Here is a 17,102-nt window from a genome sequence, read left to right as displayed (position 1 = left end):
TCAGACGGCGGCCTCTTCAGGGGTCTGCTCCGGCGGGCTGAACAGTTCGTTGAAGGTGCCGCGGGTGACCCGCTCACGGATCTTGTCGTCCACGCCCTCGAAGAGTTCGCGCAGCGTCGACTGGGTGTGGCCGTACGTGCCCTCGAGGTGGGGATAGTCGTCGCCCCACATCACGTTGTAGTAGCCCGTCGCCTCCACGACCTCCACGGAGCTCTTGTCGTGCTGGAAGGACGCGTACACCTGCTGCCGGATGATCTCGCTTGGCAGACGGCTCAGCTTCGGCCGTACGAACATGCCGTGCTGGCGGTAGGCCTCGTCCATCCGGTCGCCGATCGCCGGCACCCACCCGGCGCCGCCCTCGGCGATGAGGATCTTCAGGTCGGGGTGGCGGTCCAGGGCGCCGCCCGCGACCATGTGGGCCACCACGCGCATGCCCGGGTAGGTCGTCTCCATGTAGTTGACGACCGCGCCGCCGGGGCCGCGGAAGACGACGTTCTCGCCGCCGGTACCGATGTGGAAGGCGAGCACCACTCCGGCCCGTTCGGCGGCGGTCCACAGCGGCTCCCAGCGGTCCAGCGCGTACTCCTCGCCGGGCCGCGTGGAGCACGGCAGGAACACCGACTTGAAGCCGAGCTCCGCCACGCGCTCGACCTCTGCGACCGCGTCGTCGATGTCGGCCGTGGAGACACAGGCGGGGGTGATGACGCGCTTGTTCTTGCCGAGGATCTCGGAGTGCGCCCAGTCGTTCCAGGCCTTTACGGTCTCCCGGGCCAGCTCCCGCTCGGTGATCGAGACCAGCCAGAACCCCATGGAGGGGAAGGCCAGTTGGCTCCAGACGCCCTCCTGGTCCAGGTCCTTCAGGCGTACGTCGAGATCCTTGGCGCCCGGCGGGCGCATGGCGTCCATGAAGTCGTTGAGCTGGCGGTCGATGCGCTCGCCGTCGATGTAGAGCACCTCGTACTTCTCGCCGCGCTCACTGCGTGGCGCCCGGTCGGCGAGACGCGGCGGCAGGGCCTCGGTCCACAGGTCGTCGGGCTCCATCACATGGGAGTCTCCCGAGTTGACCCAGATCTTCGTCATGGCGCTTCCTTCGGGGTAATGGATGCAATTAGTTAGACACTTTAGTTGTTGCTTCGGGCTACGGGAAGCCTCAACCGCGCCGCCGGTCGATCTCCTCGACCAACTGCGGCAGCACCTTGAAGAGATCGCCTACGACGCCGTAGTCGGCGAGCTCGAAGATCGGGGCGTCCGCGTCCTTGTTGACGGCGACGATGGTCTTCGAGGTCTGCATGCCCGCCCGGTGCTGGATCGCTCCGGAGATCCCGGCGGCGATGTACAGCTGCGGGGAGACCTGGGTGCCCGTCTGCCCGACCTGGTGGCTGTGCGGATACCAGCCGGCGTCCACTGCGGCCCGCGAGGCGCCGACGGCCGCGCCGAGCGCGTCCGCGAGCCGCTCGATGACGGCGAAGTTCTCGGCGCCGTTCACGCCCCGGCCCCCGGAGACGACGATGTCGGCCTCGGTCAGCTCGGGGCGGTCGCCGCCGACGCGGGGCGTACGCGACAGGATGCGGGTGGCGGTGGCGGCGGGGCCGAAGGTGACGTCCACCTTTTCCACGACGGGGGTGGTCGGTGCGGGCTCGGGGGCGGTGGCGTTCGGCTTGACCGTGATGACCGGGACGCCCTCGGTGACATGGGCCGTGACCTGGTACGTCGCCGCGAACACGGACTGCTCGGTGACCGGCCGCCCGTCGTCGTCCGCGGTGATGTCGACTGCGTCGGTGATCAGCCCCGACTCCAGTCGGACCGCGAGCCGTGCGGCGGTCTCCTTGCCGTCGAGGCTCGACGGCAGCAGTACCGCGGCCGGTCCGCTGGTCGCGGCGATCTGCGCGAGGGCGTCGACGGCCGGAGTGACCAGGTGCTCCGCGACCTCCGGGGAGTCCACGACGTACACCTTCTGTGCGCCGTAGGTGCCGAGGACGTCGGTCGCGGCGTCCGCGCCCGGCCCGAGAAACACGGCGGAGGGCTCGCCCAACCGGCGTGCCAGGGTGAGGAGTTCGAGGGTCGGCTTGCGTACGGTGCCGTCGACATGGTCGACGAGGACGAGGATCTCGGCCATGGTGAAGTACTCCTTGCGCGACAGGCGTGGTAGCGGACTCGGTCAGACGAACTTCTTGGCGGTGAGGAACGCGGCAAGCCCGACGCCGCCCGCCCCCTCGTCCGCGACGATCTCTCCCTTGGTGCGCGGCGGGCGCTTGGCCGTGGTGCCGACCGCCGACCGGGCGGCGGACCGGCCGCTCCACTCCGGCTCGATGTCCAGATCGGTCAGATCAAGGGTCTCCACCGGCTTCTTCTTCGCCGCCATGATCCCTTTGAAGGACGGGTAGCGGGCGTCGCCGGACCGGTCGGTCACCGACACCACGGCCGGCAGTGTGCCCTGGACGCGTACGGTCGCGGACTCGCCCTCGCGGCGGCCGGTCACCGAGCCGTCTTCGACCGAGACCGCGAGCTCGTCGAGGTGGGTGACGGCCGGGACGCCGAGACGTTCGGCCAGCATCGCCGGGACGACGCCCATCGAGCCGTCGGTCGAGGCCATCCCGCAGACGACCAGGTCGAAGCCGTGTCGCTCGATCGCCTTCGCCAGCACCAGTGACGTACCGAGCGCGTCACTGCCCCGGATGTCGTCGTCGCTCACATGGATCGCGCGGTCGCCGCCCATCGCGAGCGCCTTGCGCAGGGCGTCCTTCGCGTCGTCGGGGCCGATGGTGAGGTACGTGACTTCGGCGTCGACGCCCGACTCGGTGATGCGCAGGGCCTGTTCGACGGCGTACTCGTCGAGTTCCGACAGGACGGAGTCGACCGCGTCCCGGTCGGTGGTGCCGTCCTCGGTGAACGTCCGGTCCGCCGTGGCGTCCGGCACGTGCTTCACGCAGACAACGATCTTCAACGCGGTACCTCCACTCTGGTTGAATGAGTGCTAATAGTTAACTATATCGTGAGGGCTGACGCGAGAGATGGCTCGGTGTCGATCGGAGTCTCGAGTCGATTCCGACGAATTAGTTGACTCATTACGCTGATAGCTGGAAGATCTGGGCAGCCGAACGAGGCTGCGAGGAGGCGCCATGGCCGGTGACAGGTACTTCGAGCCACACGTGGAGACGATGCCCCGCGATCAGCTCCGTGCGAGGCAGCAGGAGCGGGTCGTGGAGCTGGTCGAGTACGCGTATGGCAATTCGGCCTTCTACCGCGAACTCTGGGACGAACACGGGGTACACCCGCGGGACATCCGCTCCCTGGAGGACTTCCAGGAACGGATCCCCTTCATCACCAAGGACATGGTGCGCGCCTACCGCGCCCGCACCAAGGACCCCTTCGGCGGACTGCTCTGCGTCCCGCCCGAGGAGCTGACCTCCGTGTCCTCCAGTTCGGGCACCACGGGCGACCCGGAGTTCTTCGCGGAGATCTGGGAGGACGCACCGCCTCTGGTGACCGCGCAGGTGCGGGATCTGTGGGAGGTCGGGCTGCGGCCCGGGGACCTGGTGCTGAGCCCGCCCGGGACCTTCCGGAACTTCATGGACGGCGGCTACCAGGCGCTCGGTGCCGTGGTGGTCGAGGTGGACACCTGGCTCGGCAAGATGCACGAGGTCGTCGAGGCCGTGCGTACCTACCGGCCCGCCTACCTCCAGATGATCTACCCACAGCTGGTGGAGCTGGAGCACCTGGCCGACAAGATGGACCTCAAGGAGGCGTTCTCCTCCCTCAAGGGCGCCTCGTGCGCCGGCCAGCCGCTCAGCCGCAGGATGCGCGAGCGGGTCCGCGACGACTGGGGCATCGACGTCTACGAGTACACCAGCGCGGCCGACACCGGCACCGCCTGGGAGTGCCGGGAGCACGACGGCTTCCACCTCTGGGAGGACACCGTCTTCGCGGAGTGCCTGGACATCGACGACTCCGGTTCGCGGGAGGTCGGGGAGGGCGACGTGGGCGAACTGGTCGCCACCGACCTGGACAACCGGGCCGCGCCGCTGATCCGGTACCGCAGCGAGGACCTCGTACGGCTGTCCCGGGGCACCTGCGGCTGCGGACGCACCCACGCCCGGATGTGGGTGGCGGGCCGGCGCGGCGACGAGACGCTGGTCCAGGGGCGTTCCGTGGTCCTGCGGGACATCTGGCAGGCGGTGGAGGAGCAGCCCGAGACGGTGGCGGGCGTCTTCCAGATCGTACGAGCGTCACGCGAGGTCGACGAACTGCGGCTGCGCGTCGGCTACGACCCCGAACTGACCGGCGACGTCGAGGCGTTGGCGGGGCGGCTCGGCAAGGCCGTGCACGAGCGGACGGGTGTCGAGCCGGTGCTCGACCTGCGGACCGAGGAGGAGCTGTTGCAGACCATGACCAGCGTCGCCAAGTTCCCGAGGGTGGTGAAGAGCTGATGGCACGCGCCGACACTCTGGCCAGGGCCCGCGAACTCGACCGGCCCCAACTCGCCTACATCGTGCGTTTCCCCACCGCCGACGGCGTGCGGGACACCGAACTGACCTGGGCGCAGATGGACCGCGACGCCGCGTGGGCCACCGAAGCGCTGCGCGGCCACCAACTGGCCGCCGGACAACGGGCGTTGCTGACCGCCTCCGGATTCGAGGGCTTCTGGGGCCGCTCGGTCATCGGGGCGCTGCGCACGCTGAAGGTGACGTACGGAATCGCGGAGGCGATGGGCTGGGACCACCGCCGCACCGCGGTCTTCCACCGGGAACTGAAGCCGCACGCGGTGATCGGCCTGTCCGCCGAGACCCTGGAGGGGCTCAGTGGCGGAGCCGACATCGGCGAGATGTTCCGGGCGACGCAGGTCGTACTGGCCCGCCCGGCCGCCGTAGCGGTGCTGCGCCAGGCGGGCGTGCCGGCCGTACTGATGACGACGGTGGGCCCGGCGCTGGCCCTGGAGTGTCCCGAGCGGGCTGGGGCGCACGTCGACGGCGCCGAGTGGCGGGTCGGTGAGCGGGACGGGGGACTGTTCATCGCGGCGGGAGAGGGGCGCGGGTCCGGGCTTCCGGAAACGCCTCTGGGCATTGCGGGTCAGGTCGTCACCGACAGGTGCGGCTGCGGCAGCGAGGACCCGCGAGTGCTTCTCGCGGAGATCAACTAGGGGCCATGGTCGGGGCTGGTGTGGGCCCGCGTCCGCTTGAGGGGCCGCAGGCCCCGAAAGGGGCGCGGGGAACTGCGCGACCAGCCCCCACCGGACCCGCGGATTCATCACTGCGCTTCCCGCGGAGCGCTTACGTGTCAACGAGGAGTTGGGATGTCGCAAGGAGTGGTCGACGACCGAGTCGTGGTCGTCACCGGAGCCGGCAACGGAATCGGCCGAGCCCACGCACTGGCCTTCGCCGCGCAGGGCGCAAAGGTCGTGGTCAACGACCTCGGCGGCTCACGCGACGGCGGGGGCGCCTCGGCCGGCCCCGCCCAGACCGTGGTCGACGAGATCACCGCGGCCGGCGGCAAGGCGGTGGCCAACACCGACGACATCTCGTCCTGGGACGGTGCCGCCCACCTCGTCCAGCAGGCCGTCGACACCTTCGGCGGCCTGGACGTACTGGTCAACAACGCGGGCATCCTCCGCGACCGGATGATCGTCTCGATGACCGAGCAGGACTGGGACAGCGTGCTCGCCGTCCACCTCAAGGGCAGCTTCGCCACCCTGCACCACGCGGCGGCGTACTGGCGCGAGCGTGCCAAGGCCGGGCAGCAGAACGACGCCCGCGTCATCAACACGACGTCCCCGTCCGGCATCTTCGGCAACCCCGGCCAGTCGAACTACGGCTCGGCGAAGGCCGGTCTCGCCAGCCTCACCATCATCGCCGCCGCCGAACTCGCCCGGTACGGAGTGACCGTCAACGCCATCGCGCCGACCGCCCTCACCCGGCTGACCGAAGACATCGAGATGATGAAACGGGCCGCCGAGACACAGGACCTGACCCCGGAGGCCATCTCACCCCTGGTGGTGTGGCTGGGTTCGGCCGCCTCCCGCGAGGTCACCGGCCGCGTCTTCGGCGTCATGGGCAACCGCATCACCGTCCTGGAGGGCTGGGTCAACGGCCCCGGCGCAAGCGCCGAGTCCCGCTGGACACCCGAGGAACTGTCCTCCGTCGTCCCGAACCTCGTGGCCAAGGCAGCACCGAACGCCGACGCCCTGGGCAACCGCAACGGCACGGCGTGAAGGGTCACGACATGATGCAGCAAAAGCCTGTAGCCGACGGCCTGTTCACCTGGCCGCCCTCCACACAACCCCGGCTCATCGGCACCGAGTGCACGGCCTGCGGACTGGTCAGCTTCCCCACCGAGTCTCACTGCGTGCGCTGCGGGAGCCCGGACGCGAAGGAGCGGCTCCTGGCCGACAGCGGCACGCTGTGGACCTTCACCACCCAGGGCTTCCGCCCACCCTCACCGCCGTACGACGGATCCGACACGGCCGCCACCTTCGAGCCGTACGCCATCGGATACATCGAACTCCCCGGCGAGGTCCTGGTCGAGGCCCGGCTCACCGAACCAGACCCGGAGAAGCTGAGCATCGGGCAGCGGATGCGGCTCACGCTCGTGCCCTACACCGTGGACGCCGACGGCACCGAGGTCCTGACCTTCGCGTTCGCCCCGGCCGACGAGCCGAACCAGCCCGGCGAGCCCGACCAGCCCGAGGAGCAGTCATGACGGAAGCGGTCATCATCGGAACGGGACTGCACCCCTTCGGCCGCTTCCCGGGCAAGCCCGCGATGGACATGGGCGCGGACGCCGTACGCATGGCGCTCGCCGACGCGGGCGTCAACTGGCCCCAGATCCAGGGCGGTTACGTCGGCAGCTTCGAGGTCGCCAACCCGGACGCGATCGTCGGCCGCCTCGGCCTGACCGGCGTACCACTGCGCGGCGTCTTCAACGGCTGCGCCACGGCCGGTACGGCGGTGGCGATGGCCGCCCGCGCCATCGAGACCGGCGAGCACGACCTGACGATCGCCATCGGCATGGATAAGCACCCGCGCGGCGCCTTCGCCGCCGACCCGTCCGTCGCCGGAATCCCCTCCTGGTACGGGCAGACCGGACTCTTCCTCACCACCCACTTCTTCGGCATGAAGATCAACCGCTATATGCACGACCACGGCATCTCCCACGAGACGCTCGCACGCGTGGCCGCGAAGAACTTCGGCAACGCCGCAGGCAACGAGAAGGCCTGGCGACGCACGCCGCTCACGGTTGAGGAGATCCTCGCCTCACCCGTACTCAACTACCCACTGCGGCAGTTCATGTACTGCGGACCGGACGAGGGCGCCGCCGCCGTCGTCATGTGCCGGGCCGACCAGGCCCACAAATACACCACCACGACGCCCATACGGGTCCGGGCCACCGCCCTGCGCAGCCGCCGCTTCGGCGCCTTCGAGGTGCAGAGCCCGTCCGTGCCGGTGGGGGAGCCGGTGCCGAGTCCGACCGTGGACGCCTCCCGCGCCGCGTACGAACAGGCGGGCATCGGACCCGAGGACGTCGACATCGCCCAACTCCAGGACACCGACGCCGGATCCGAGATCATCCACATGGCCGAGAACGGTCTCTGCAAGGACGGCGAGCAGGAACGCCTCATCGCCGAGGGCGCCACCGAGATCGGCGGCCGGCTCCCCGTCAACACCGACGGCGGATTGCTCGGCAACGGCGAGCCCATCGGCGCGTCCGGACTGCGCCAGATCCACGAGATCGTGCTCCAGCTGCGCGGCACCGCAGGGACCCGGCAGGTCCCCGGCACGCCCCGCGTCGGCTACACCCACCTGTACGGCGCGCCCGGCGTGTCGGCGGTGACCATCCTGTCCACCTGACCGCGGAGCCCCAAATGGAACACGACATGCAGGCCTTCGCCGCCGAGGTACGCAGCTTCCTGGACGCCCATGTGGCCAAGGCCCCCGACCGGACCGCCGTCACCTGGGGCGAGGGCGACGACTCGATGGCGTACTTCAGCTCGCTCGCGCCCGAGGAGGAGCGGGAGCAGGTGCAGCGGGCGCGGGAGTGGCAACGGATCCGTTACGAGAACGGCTTCGGCTGGATCACCGGCCCGCCCGAGTACGGCGGACGCGGACTCACCCCCGTACATGAACTCCTCTACGACGCGATCGAGTCCGAGTACGACGTCGCCGACACCGGAACGCTGAGCGTGATCGGCCTGGGCATGATCGGCCCGACGATCCTCGCCCACGCCCCGCAGCCGCTGAAGGACCACTGGCTGCCGGCGATGTACCGCGGGGACGCCATCGCCTGCCAGCTGTTCAGCGAGCCCGGCGCCGGCTCCGACCTGGCGAGCGTGACGACCCGCGCGGTACGCGACGGCGAGGACTGGGTGCTGAACGGTCAGAAGGTGTGGACCTCGGTCGCCCAGCACAGTCAGATCGGCCTCGCGCTCACGCGCACGAATCCGGACGCGCCCAAGCACCGCGGCATCACCGCCTTCCTCGTCCCCATGGACACCCCCGGCGTGGAGGTCCGCCCGCTGCGGCAGATGACCGGTGGCGCGGACTTCAACGAGGTGTTCCTCACCGACGTCCGCATCCCCGACGACCACCGCCTCGGCGAGGTCGACGGCGGCTGGACCGTCGCCCTGACCACCCTCATGAACGAGCGCGCCACGGTCGGCAGCCAGGGCGCCGGACCGGTGGCCGGCGCCCTGTCCGCGGACCGCCTCTCGGCACTGATGCGCGCCACCTGGACCTGGGACGACCGCGCCCTGCGCGGCCGCCTCGCCGAACTCCTCGTCGACGTCCTCGCCACCGAACACCTCAACGCACGCGCCCTGCGCAAGCTGCAGGCGGGCGTCGCCCCCGGCCCCGAGATGTCCGTGTCCAAGCTGCTCTACGGCCAGAACCTCACCAAGGCCGCGCACTTCGTCTCGGACGTCCTCGGCCCGCGCGCCATCGCCGACACCGGTCAGTGGGGCACGTACGCCTGGAACGAACTCCTCCTGGCCACCCCGGCGTTGAGGATCCTCGGCGGCACAGAGGAGATCATGAAGAACATCCTCGCGGAACGCGTCCTGGGCCTGCCCAAGGAACCGGTGACAACCGCTGCCAAGGAGGTACGTCAGTGACCGCCGACGAGAGCGCATTGGACGAACTGCGGTCTGCTGTACGGGACTTCCTGGAGGCCAAGTCGCCCGAGGAAGCCGTCCGCAAGCTCATGGAGAGTGAGCCGCGCTACGACCCCGCCGTGTGGGCCCAGTTGACCGAGCAGCTGCGGCTGCCGGGCCTGGCGATCCCCGAGGAGTACGGCGGCGACGGATTCGGTCCCGTCGAACTCGGCGTCGTCCTCGAGGAGATGGGCCGCGCCCTGCTGTGTGCACCGTACTTCGCGACGGTCGTTCTGGCCGCCCAGGCCCTGCTGGCCTCGGGCGACACTGACGCCTGCGCGCGCCATCTCCCCGGTATCGCCGCGGGAACGACCACGGCCACGCTGGCCGTCGCCGAGAACAGCGGTTCCTGGGACCCGGCCCTGATCTCCGCGCGCGCGGTGCGCGACGGGGAGGGGGCCTGGAAAGTGACCGGCCGCAAGAGCTTCGTCATCGACGGTACGACGGCTGACCTGGTCTTGGTCGTCGCTCGTACGGTCGCCGGTCCCACGCTCTTCGCCGTCGACGGCACCGCGCCCGGCCTGACCGCCGAGTCCATGGAAACCCTGGACGCCACACGCTCGATGGCCCGGCTGACGCTGGACGCCGTCCCTGCGACGCTCATCGGCTCCGACGGAGCCGGCGGCCGGATCATGGCCAAGGTCCTGGACTTCGCCACGGTCGCTCTCGCCGCCGAACAGTCCGGCGGGGCCCGACGCTGCCTGGAGACGGCGGCCGAATACGCCCGCACCCGCCACCAGTTCGGCCGGCCCATCGGCTCCTTCCAGGCGATCAAGCACAAGTGCGCCGACATGCTGGTCCAGGTGGAACTGGCCGAGGCCGCCTCGCGCGAGGCCGCCCGGCTGGCCGCCGAGGGCTCCCCGGACTACCCGGTCGCCGCAGGCGTGGCGCATGTGGCCTGCTCACGGGCGTACATGTTCACGGCGATGGAGAACATCCAGGTCCACGGCGGCATCGGCTTCACCTGGGAACACCCCGCCCATCTGTACTTCCGCCGCGCCAAGTCCTCCCAACTCCTGTTCGGTGGCCCGGTGGTGTACCACGAGCGTCTGCTGGACCGGCTGGGGATTTGAGGGTTGGGCTTCCCCTTCCGCTGCGTTCGGAGCACCCCTGTCGGAGGAGGAGCCGAGTCGGGTTCGGGAAGCCGCGATGCAGGCTGATCGCGGGCGCCGAACTGCGACGCCGAACTGCGGTTTCTCGCACCCCTGTTGCGTAGTACGGGCCTGTATTGTCCTCCCCTGACGGTGGCGGGTAACGGGGAGGGGGCCCGCGTGAGGGCCAGGTCGGTGGGGTGGCGGAGGCGGCGGGATGCCGTTCTGCTGCTCGTGGGCGCGGTGTTGGTGGGGCTGGTCGGGCTGCTGGGCGCGGTGCTCGGGGAGCCCGGGGAACGGATTGCCCGGATGTGGGTCGGCGCCGAGATACGTGCCGACGGGACGGCCCGGATCACCGAGGTGATCGACTACGACTTCAACGGTGAGCAGCGGCACGGCATTTACCGTGAAGTGCCCAGGAAGGAACGCGGAGACGTCAGCCAGGTATCCGTCACGGCGGACGGCGAGCCGGTGCCCTACCGCGTCGAGGACACGGTGGGCACCCAGATCGTGATCGGCGACCCCGACGCGACGGTGACCGGGACCCACCGGTACCGGATCGAGTACACCCTGCCGCGCCTCGGGGACGAGGGGTGGCTGGCGTGGGACGCCGTCGGTACGGATTGGGACGTGCCCGTCGGGCACGTCGACGTGCACCTGGCCGTCCCGTACGCCCTGGAACGGCCGAGGTGCGTGGCGGGATCGTCCGGTTCGCACGACGACTGTGCGACGCGGCGGCAGCCCGTACCGGGGCAGCTGTACGTGACGCAGGACGGGCTGGAGGCGCACGAGGGTCTGACGCTGTACGCGACGGTCGGAGACGCCGACGGAGGCGGCGCCGCGTCGCTGCCGAAGGCGCCCGGCGGACGGGCGGCTGCCGTCGAGGCCGGGGACGGTGTCGTGGCCGGGTGGCTGTGGGCCACGTTGATCGCCCTCGCCGCGACGGCCGTGGTCGCGGAGCTGGTGCGGCTGGCGGGGCGGGAGCGGGTCCAGGGGGCGGACGGCCGGACCCGGCGGATGGACGTTCGTCGGCTGAGTGCCTCGGTCACACCGAACGGTGAGCCGCCCGCGGGCATCGCTCCGGCGCACGCCGGCATCCTGCTCACCGACCAGGTGCGCAAGGAACACCTGGCGGCGTGGCTGCTGACCGTGGCCGCGGACGGGCATCTGACCATCAGCGGCAAGCAGAAGAAGCCCGTGCTGCACCAGGTTGGCAAGCAGCCCGAGGGCGGCGCCACCGACCCGCTGACGGCGGAGGTGCTCCAGGCCGTGTTCGCCAGCAAGCGGCGCGTCCCGCTGGGCCAGTACAACAGGGCGTTCGCCACCGCCTGGAAGCTGCTGCGGCACCGCCTCGAGGACTGGCGGCGCACGGGTGGCGACGGGCTGTGGGAGCCGTCCGGGGAGCGGCGCCGCCGGATCGCCGTGTGGGGCGGCGCGGTGGCCGCGGTCGCCGGAACGTTCGTCGTGGGGTTCACGGCGACGGAGGTGGCGGATCCGGGCGCGGACTGGCGGACGCCGCTGGCAGTCGGCGCGGCACTGGCCGGCGCCGGGCTCGCGGTCCTCGTACGGGCCTGGGAACTGCGGGCACGCACCGTGCGCGGCTCCCACCTGTGGTGCCAGACGGAGGCCTACCGGCGCCATCTGGCCGAACCCGGGCGGCACGGCTGGGAGAAGCGTGACCAGGACCAGATCACCGCGTGGGCCACGGCCCTCGGCGAGGCCGAGGCATGGACGGCTGCGGCGGCAGCGGCCGACAAGGCGAAGGTGCCTGCGTCCCGCACTCGGGCACGGACGGCCACACCCGGGGACGACGCGACGCTCCGGCCCGACCTTGCCACCTACTTTCCGCTGGCAGCTGTGTCCGCCACCCGGCCGTCGTCCGGCGGCTCGGGTTCCTCCTCGGGTTCCTCGTCGGGTGGTTACAGCGGCGGAGGCGACAGCGGAGGGGTCGGCGGCGGAGACGGGGGCGGGGGCGGCGGCTCATGGTGACTTCGGTGTATTCGGTCTGACCCGCGCCACCCCGCCTCGTACGGCGCGTGCGCTGCGGGCCGCACCAGGTCGCAGCGGCGTAAGCCCTGTACGAGGTGGGGTAGCGCGGAGCTGCTCGGTGCAGGAGCGCGCGCCTGCGCGTCGCCGAGCAGCAGGCCGCCTGCGCCGTTGCTCGATCCGGCCGGCCACTCTCGCCAGTCGGGTTGCATCCGGCACGTACGACGGCGTCGCTCATCGCGAGTTCAGCCGCGAGCCGCCTCGCCCAGTAGTGCCTTCGCAATGATGACCTGCTGGATCTGGCTGGTGCCCTCGTAGATGCGGAACAGCCGGGCGTCGCGGTAGAAGCGCTCCACGGCGACCCCGCGCATATAGCCCGCGCCGCCGTGAATCTGCACCGCGCGGTCCGCGACCCGCCAGACCATCTCGCTCGCGAAGTACTTCGTGCACGACGGGCCGATCTTGGTGTCGGCGCCCGAGTCGAAGCCCCTGGCCGCCTCCAGGACCGTGGCTCGCCCGGCGTAGTAGTCGGTCATCGAGTCGGCGATCAGGCCCTGGATGAGCTGGAAGGAACCGATGAGCTTCCCGGACTGTTTACGCGTGCTCGCGTACGCGACCGACTCGTCGACCAGCCGCTCGGCCATCCCGACCATCAGGGCCGAGATGTGCACCCGCCCGTGCGCGATACAGCCCATCGCCGTGGAGAAGCCCCGGTTCAAGCCTTCCTCGCCGCCGACCAGTGCTTCGGCCGGTACGCGTACGTCGTCGAAGAAGACGTCCGCGGTCCAGGCCCCGAACTGGCCCATCTTGTGGTCCTTCGGCGCCACCGTCAGGCCCGGCGTGCCGGCCGGGACCAGGAAGGTGGAGATGCCGCGCGTGCGCGGAGCGTCGGGGTCGGTGCGGGCGAAGACCATGAAGACATCGGCGAGCGGGGCGTTGGTGATGTACCGCTTGGCGCCGTTGATGACCCACTCGTCGCCGTCTCGATGCGCTCGTGTGGTCAGCGTCGACGGGTCCGATCCGGCGTCCGGTTCGGTGAGTGCGAAGGACGCCAGTACGTCTCCGGAGGCGATCCGCGGCAGCCAGTGCGCCTTCTGCTCCTCGGTGCCGCCGACCATGAGGACATGCCCGGCGATGCCGTTGTTGGTGCCGAACATGGAGCGCAGCGACGGCGTCGTATAGCCCAGCTCGAACATCAACTGGGCTTCCTCGTACATCGACAGGCCGAGCCCGCCGTACTCCTCGGGCAGCGCGAAGCCGAACAGCCCCATCTTCTTCGCCGCCTCGCGGATGTCCGCGGGCATCTCGTCCTTCTCGTCGATCTCCGGCTCGAGCGGCACGACGCGTTCCCGGACGAAACGCCGGACCTCGGACAGCACGGTGCTGAAGTCATCCGCGTCCATGTCGCCTCCCTGTGTGGATCTGGTTGCTGTTCACTGGTCCGTCTCGTCCGGCTTTTCTTCGGGCCGGTAGCACATGGCGAGCAGCGCCGCCGCGCTCGCCGCGCCCACCCCGGCGGCGAGCAACGCGGGCCCCGCGCCCGCCCGTTGGCGCCGCAACAGCCCGTCGACCGAGTACCGGCCGTTGCCCAGCGCGGCCAGCGCCACGGCAGCTCCGCCGACGACACCGACGTACTCCCAGCCGCCCTTGAAGACGAAGAACCCCTTGCCTCGGTGGTCAGTTCGGGCCGCCACGGCCATCAGACCGACCGTCGCCGCGGCCGGGAGCGGGTTCGCGGCGCCCAGGGTGAGGCCGACACCCGCGGCCATCTCGGTGCCGGCCGCCATACGGGCGTGTACGGGGGCGGGTTCGAGCCCGAGCGACTTGAACCATCCCGTGGTGCCCTCCAGGCCACCCGGTCCCGCGACCTTGTTCCAGCCGTGCGCGAACAGCATCGGCCCGAGCGTCGCGCGCAGCAGCAGCGCCGCTACGTCGCCGCCCCGCGCCTTCACTGGCCCACTCCGGTGGCCCGGCCGGCGGGAGCGGCACCGTACAACTGCGGTACGGCTTCGACGAGTTCCTCAGGAGTGAGGGCCTCGCCGGACCGGCTGGGGTGCACTCCGGTCACCGTCCAGCCCTGGAGGCGGTTGAGCCGGTTGCCCTCGATGCGCAGGACCTGGCCGGTCAGCCAGGATGCGGCGTCGGAGGCCAAGTACACGATCACGCCCGAGGCGTTGGCCGGATCGCCCGGGTCGAAGCCGTCGGCGGCCGTCTGCGGCTGGCCGAGCGCCAGCCCTTCCGTCATCCGAGTGGTGGCGATCGGCGAGATGGCGTTGGCGGTGACGCCGTAGCGGCGCATCTCCAGTGCGGTGACGACCGTGAGACCGGCGATCCCGGCCTTCGCGGCAGCGTAGTTGGACTGGCCCTGGTTGCCGAACAGCCCTGTCCCGGACGTTGTGTTGATGACCCGACCGGCGACGCGCTCGCCCCGTTTCGACGCCTCGCGCCAGTACGCGCACGCATGTCGCGTCAGCGCGAAGGTGCCCTTGAGATGGACGGCGATCACCGCGTCGAACTCGGCCTCGCTCATCGAGAACAGCATGCGGTCGCGCACGATCCCCGCGTTGTTCACGACGATGTCGAGCCTGCCGAACTCCGCGACGGTGTCCGCCACCATCGCCTCGGTCGCCGCCCAGTCCGTGACCGAGCCGTGGTTGGCCATCGCCCGGCCGCCGAGCTTGGTGATCTCGGCGACCACGTCATCCGCGGGGGAGTCACCGGTCTGTTCGCCGTGCACGCCGGCACCGGGATCGTTCACCACCACGGCCGCCCCGGCCTCGGCGAGCGCCAGGCAGTGCGCGCGGCCGAGGCCCCGCCCACCACCGGTCACGATCGCGACCTTGTCGTCGAGGATGCCCACGCCGTACCTCCGGATCAGTTGAATCAGTTTGCTTGCCTGCTTGAGTCAGCTCAGTTCGCCGAGTACTTCGTCGGTGTGCTCGCCGAGCGTCGGCGCCCCGCTGCCCGGCTTGTCGTCAACACCCCAGAAACTGACCGGTGTTGCCACTGTCCGCAGCGGCGGTGCGTCGCCCATGCCGGGCTGCTCGACGAATGCCCCCACCGCTTCGGCTTGCGGATCCGCCGCAACTTCCGCCAGCGTCTGCACAGGCGCCCACCACACGCCCTCCGCGTCAAGACGCTCCGCCCACTCGGCCAGCGGCAGCTTCGCGAACTCCTCGTCGAAGATCGCGATCAGCTCCCGTACGTGGCCACGCCTGGCCTTGCCCGTCGCGAACCGCTCGTCCGTCCCCAGGTCGTCCCGGCCGAGCGCCTTGATGACTCCGGGCCAGTGCCGGCTGCCCTCCAGACCGATCAGCCAGAACCAGCGTCCGTCGGCCGCCTGGTAGGAGTTGTAGAGCGGGGACTCGTGCTCGGTACGCGGCCGGGTGCGACCGCGCTTGCCGAAGAAGTTCTGCAGCGCGAGGTCGTTGCCGTTCGCGTACGTCCCGGAACGCAGCAGCGATACGTCAACCACGCCGCCCTCGCCCGTACGCCCTCGCCGCAGCAGCGCGGCCAGCACCCCGGCCACCAGGTTGGCCGCGGCGGTACGGTCGCCGAGTCCGGGCCGAATGCCGGGCGGCGGCTCACCGGCCGGGTTCAGCATGGCGGCGATACCGGGCCGCGCCCAGAACGCGGAGACGTCGTAACCGGCCCGGTCGCGCTCGGCGCCGGTCCAGCCGTACCCCGTCAACGTGCCGATGACCAGGCGCGGATGGCGCACCCGTATCTCCTCCGGGGCCAGCCCCAGCCGCTCAAGTGCACCCGGCCGGAGGTTGGTGACGAACACGTCAGCGCGCTCAAGCAGCCGCTCCAGCGCGTCCTTCCCCTCCTCGGACCGCAGGTCGAGGACCACGCTGCGCTTGCCCCGGTTGTCCGTCTCGAAGGGCGGTGCGCTGTCGATGTCCTGGCCCACGTGCCGCAGCGTGAAGCGGTTCGGGTCACCGGTCGGCGCCTCCACCTTGATCACGTCCGCGCCCCAGTCGGCCAGCATCGTCGCGGCGGCCGGAGCCGCCACCCACATGCCCAGCTCGACCACGGAATAGCCCTCAAGTGGCCGCACGGCCCACCTCCACAGCGGTTCTGCACATCTCGGAAGTTGCTTGCTACGCCCCGCGGAACTCCGCCGGACGCCGCTCACGAAAGGCCCTCAGCCCCTCGGTCTGGTCCTCGGTGCAGAACAGCACCGAGACCGTCTCGCGCTCGTACGCGATCGCCGTCTCCAGGTCCATCCCGAGCCCGTGGTCGATCAGCCGTTTGCCCGCGGCGAGCGCGAGCGGCGCACCGGCGGCCAGCCGCGCGGCCAGCGTCTCGGCGGCCTTGAGCGCCTCACCGGGTTCGGCCAGTTCGTTGACCAGGCCCAGCGCGTACGCCCGCTCGGCGTCGATCGGTTCGCCGGTGAGGATCATCTGCTTGGCGATCGCCGACGGTACCAACCGTGGCAGCCGCTGGGTGCCGCCCGCGCCCGGCAGCACCCCGAGCTTCATCTCGGGCAGCCCCAGCCGGGCCCCACGCTCGGCGACCCGCAGATCACAGGCGAGCGCCAGCTCCAGACCGCCGCCGAAGGCGAATCCGTGCACGGCGGCCACCGAGGGTTTGGGGAAGTTCTCCAGGAGGGCGTACGCGTCGGTCAGCCGGCCCACGAAGGCGCGGAACTGCCCGGGCGTCGTGCACGACTCGATTTCCCCGATGTCGGCCCCGGCCGAGAAGGCCCTGCCCGCTCCCGTCAGGACCAGCGCCCGGACGTTGTCGTCCTCGCGTACGTCGGCCAGCGCGTCCCGCAGCAGGGCGACGGTCCCGGAGCTGATGGCGTTGAGCCGCTCCGGCCGGTTCAGGGTGAACACGGCCACCCGGTCGCGTACTTCGACGCGCAGCTCGCTCATGACCTC

16 protein-coding genes are annotated in these 17,102 nt (G+C 70.6%); 8 read left to right on the top strand and 8 right to left on the bottom strand.

Features of this window, described 5'->3' with window-relative positions; translation table 11 throughout:
* From ACQEVY_RS04580 to ACQEVY_RS04570, 3 genes are all read right to left on the bottom strand, one after another.
* The gene (locus ACQEVY_RS04580; protein ID WP_432945047.1) at positions 1–1,080 is read right to left on the bottom strand and encodes an amidohydrolase family protein; all 1,080 of its coding nucleotides are present in this window, start codon (positions 1,078–1,080) and stop codon (positions 1–3) included.
* Positions 1,081–1,150: 70 nt separating this feature from the next.
* Entirely contained in the window at positions 1,151–2,116 is a 966-nt protein-coding gene (locus ACQEVY_RS04575) for an electron transfer flavoprotein subunit alpha/FixB family protein (RefSeq protein WP_432945045.1), read from the bottom strand.
* Positions 2,117–2,158: 42 nt separating this feature from the next.
* A complete protein-coding gene (locus ACQEVY_RS04570; RefSeq protein ID WP_432945043.1) occupies positions 2,159–2,944 on the bottom strand; it encodes an electron transfer flavoprotein subunit beta/FixA family protein in 786 nt (261 codons plus the stop codon).
* 175 nt (positions 2,945–3,119) lie between these two features.
* On the opposite strand from ACQEVY_RS04570, the gene ACQEVY_RS04565 reads away from it, so the two are divergent.
* From ACQEVY_RS04565 to ACQEVY_RS04530, 8 genes are all read left to right on the top strand, one after another.
* Positions 3,120–4,427 carry a phenylacetate--CoA ligase family protein gene (locus tag ACQEVY_RS04565; RefSeq protein WP_432945041.1) on the top strand — a complete coding sequence of 436 codons (1,308 nt, stop codon included), beginning with the start codon at positions 3,120–3,122 and terminating at the stop codon, positions 4,425–4,427.
* A complete protein-coding gene (locus ACQEVY_RS04560; protein WP_432945039.1) occupies positions 4,427–5,137 on the top strand; it encodes a hypothetical protein in 711 nt (236 codons plus the stop codon). The genes ACQEVY_RS04565 and ACQEVY_RS04560 overlap by 1 nt, the downstream gene beginning before the upstream one ends.
* A gap of 153 nt (positions 5,138–5,290) precedes the next feature.
* Positions 5,291–6,205 (top strand): SDR family oxidoreductase, encoded by a 915-nt coding sequence (locus tag ACQEVY_RS04555; RefSeq protein ID WP_432945037.1) that lies wholly within the window; start codon positions 5,291–5,293, stop codon positions 6,203–6,205.
* An 11-nt stretch (positions 6,206–6,216) separates the two neighbouring features.
* Positions 6,217–6,693 (top strand): Zn-ribbon domain-containing OB-fold protein, encoded by a 477-nt coding sequence (locus tag ACQEVY_RS04550; protein ID WP_432945035.1) that lies wholly within the window; start codon positions 6,217–6,219, stop codon positions 6,691–6,693.
* Positions 6,690–7,841 carry a thiolase family protein gene (locus ACQEVY_RS04545; protein WP_432945033.1) on the top strand — a complete coding sequence of 384 codons (1,152 nt, stop codon included), beginning with the start codon at positions 6,690–6,692 and terminating at the stop codon, positions 7,839–7,841. Before ACQEVY_RS04550 ends, ACQEVY_RS04545 begins: the two co-directional genes overlap by 4 nt.
* 14 nt (positions 7,842–7,855) lie before the next feature.
* Entirely contained in the window at positions 7,856–9,100 is a 1,245-nt protein-coding gene (locus ACQEVY_RS04540; protein WP_432945031.1) for an acyl-CoA dehydrogenase family protein, read from the top strand.
* Entirely contained in the window at positions 9,097–10,212 is a 1,116-nt protein-coding gene (locus ACQEVY_RS04535; RefSeq protein ID WP_432945029.1) for an acyl-CoA dehydrogenase family protein, read from the top strand. Before ACQEVY_RS04540 ends, ACQEVY_RS04535 begins: the two co-directional genes overlap by 4 nt.
* A gap of 198 nt (positions 10,213–10,410) precedes the next feature.
* Positions 10,411–12,219 carry a DUF2207 domain-containing protein gene (locus ACQEVY_RS04530; RefSeq protein WP_432945027.1) on the top strand — a complete coding sequence of 603 codons (1,809 nt, stop codon included), beginning with the start codon at positions 10,411–10,413 and terminating at the stop codon, positions 12,217–12,219.
* Positions 12,220–12,461: 242 nt separating this feature from the next.
* Here ACQEVY_RS04530 and ACQEVY_RS04525 read toward each other — a convergent pair whose 3' ends face one another.
* The 5 genes from ACQEVY_RS04525 to ACQEVY_RS04505 are packed head-to-tail and all read right to left on the bottom strand — an operon-like array spanning position 12,462 to position 17,096.
* Positions 12,462–13,619, bottom strand: coding sequence for an acyl-CoA dehydrogenase family protein (locus tag ACQEVY_RS04525; RefSeq protein ID WP_432945025.1), 1,158 nt, complete (start codon positions 13,617–13,619; stop codon positions 12,462–12,464).
* A 30-nt stretch (positions 13,620–13,649) separates the two neighbouring features.
* Positions 13,650–14,168 (bottom strand): DoxX family protein, encoded by a 519-nt coding sequence (locus ACQEVY_RS04520; RefSeq protein WP_432945023.1) that lies wholly within the window; start codon positions 14,166–14,168, stop codon positions 13,650–13,652.
* Positions 14,165–15,076, bottom strand: coding sequence for an SDR family NAD(P)-dependent oxidoreductase (locus ACQEVY_RS04515; RefSeq protein WP_432945021.1), 912 nt, complete (start codon positions 15,074–15,076; stop codon positions 14,165–14,167). The genes ACQEVY_RS04520 and ACQEVY_RS04515 overlap by 4 nt, the downstream gene beginning before the upstream one ends.
* 45 nt (positions 15,077–15,121) lie before the next feature.
* The gene (locus ACQEVY_RS04510; protein WP_432945019.1) at positions 15,122–16,276 is read right to left on the bottom strand and encodes a CaiB/BaiF CoA transferase family protein; all 1,155 of its coding nucleotides are present in this window, start codon (positions 16,274–16,276) and stop codon (positions 15,122–15,124) included.
* 43 nt (positions 16,277–16,319) lie between these two features.
* Positions 16,320–17,096: an enoyl-CoA hydratase/isomerase family protein gene (locus ACQEVY_RS04505; protein ID WP_432945017.1), complete on the bottom strand. Its 777-nt coding sequence runs from the start codon at positions 17,094–17,096 to the stop codon at positions 16,320–16,322.
* Between the last annotated feature and the right edge of the window lie 6 nt (positions 17,097–17,102).

Source organism: Streptomyces sp. CA-288835 (assembly GCF_050936385.1).
GTDB lineage: Bacteria > Actinomycetota > Actinomycetes > Streptomycetales > Streptomycetaceae > Streptomyces.
This window is presented reverse-complemented; position numbering and strand designations above follow the sequence as displayed.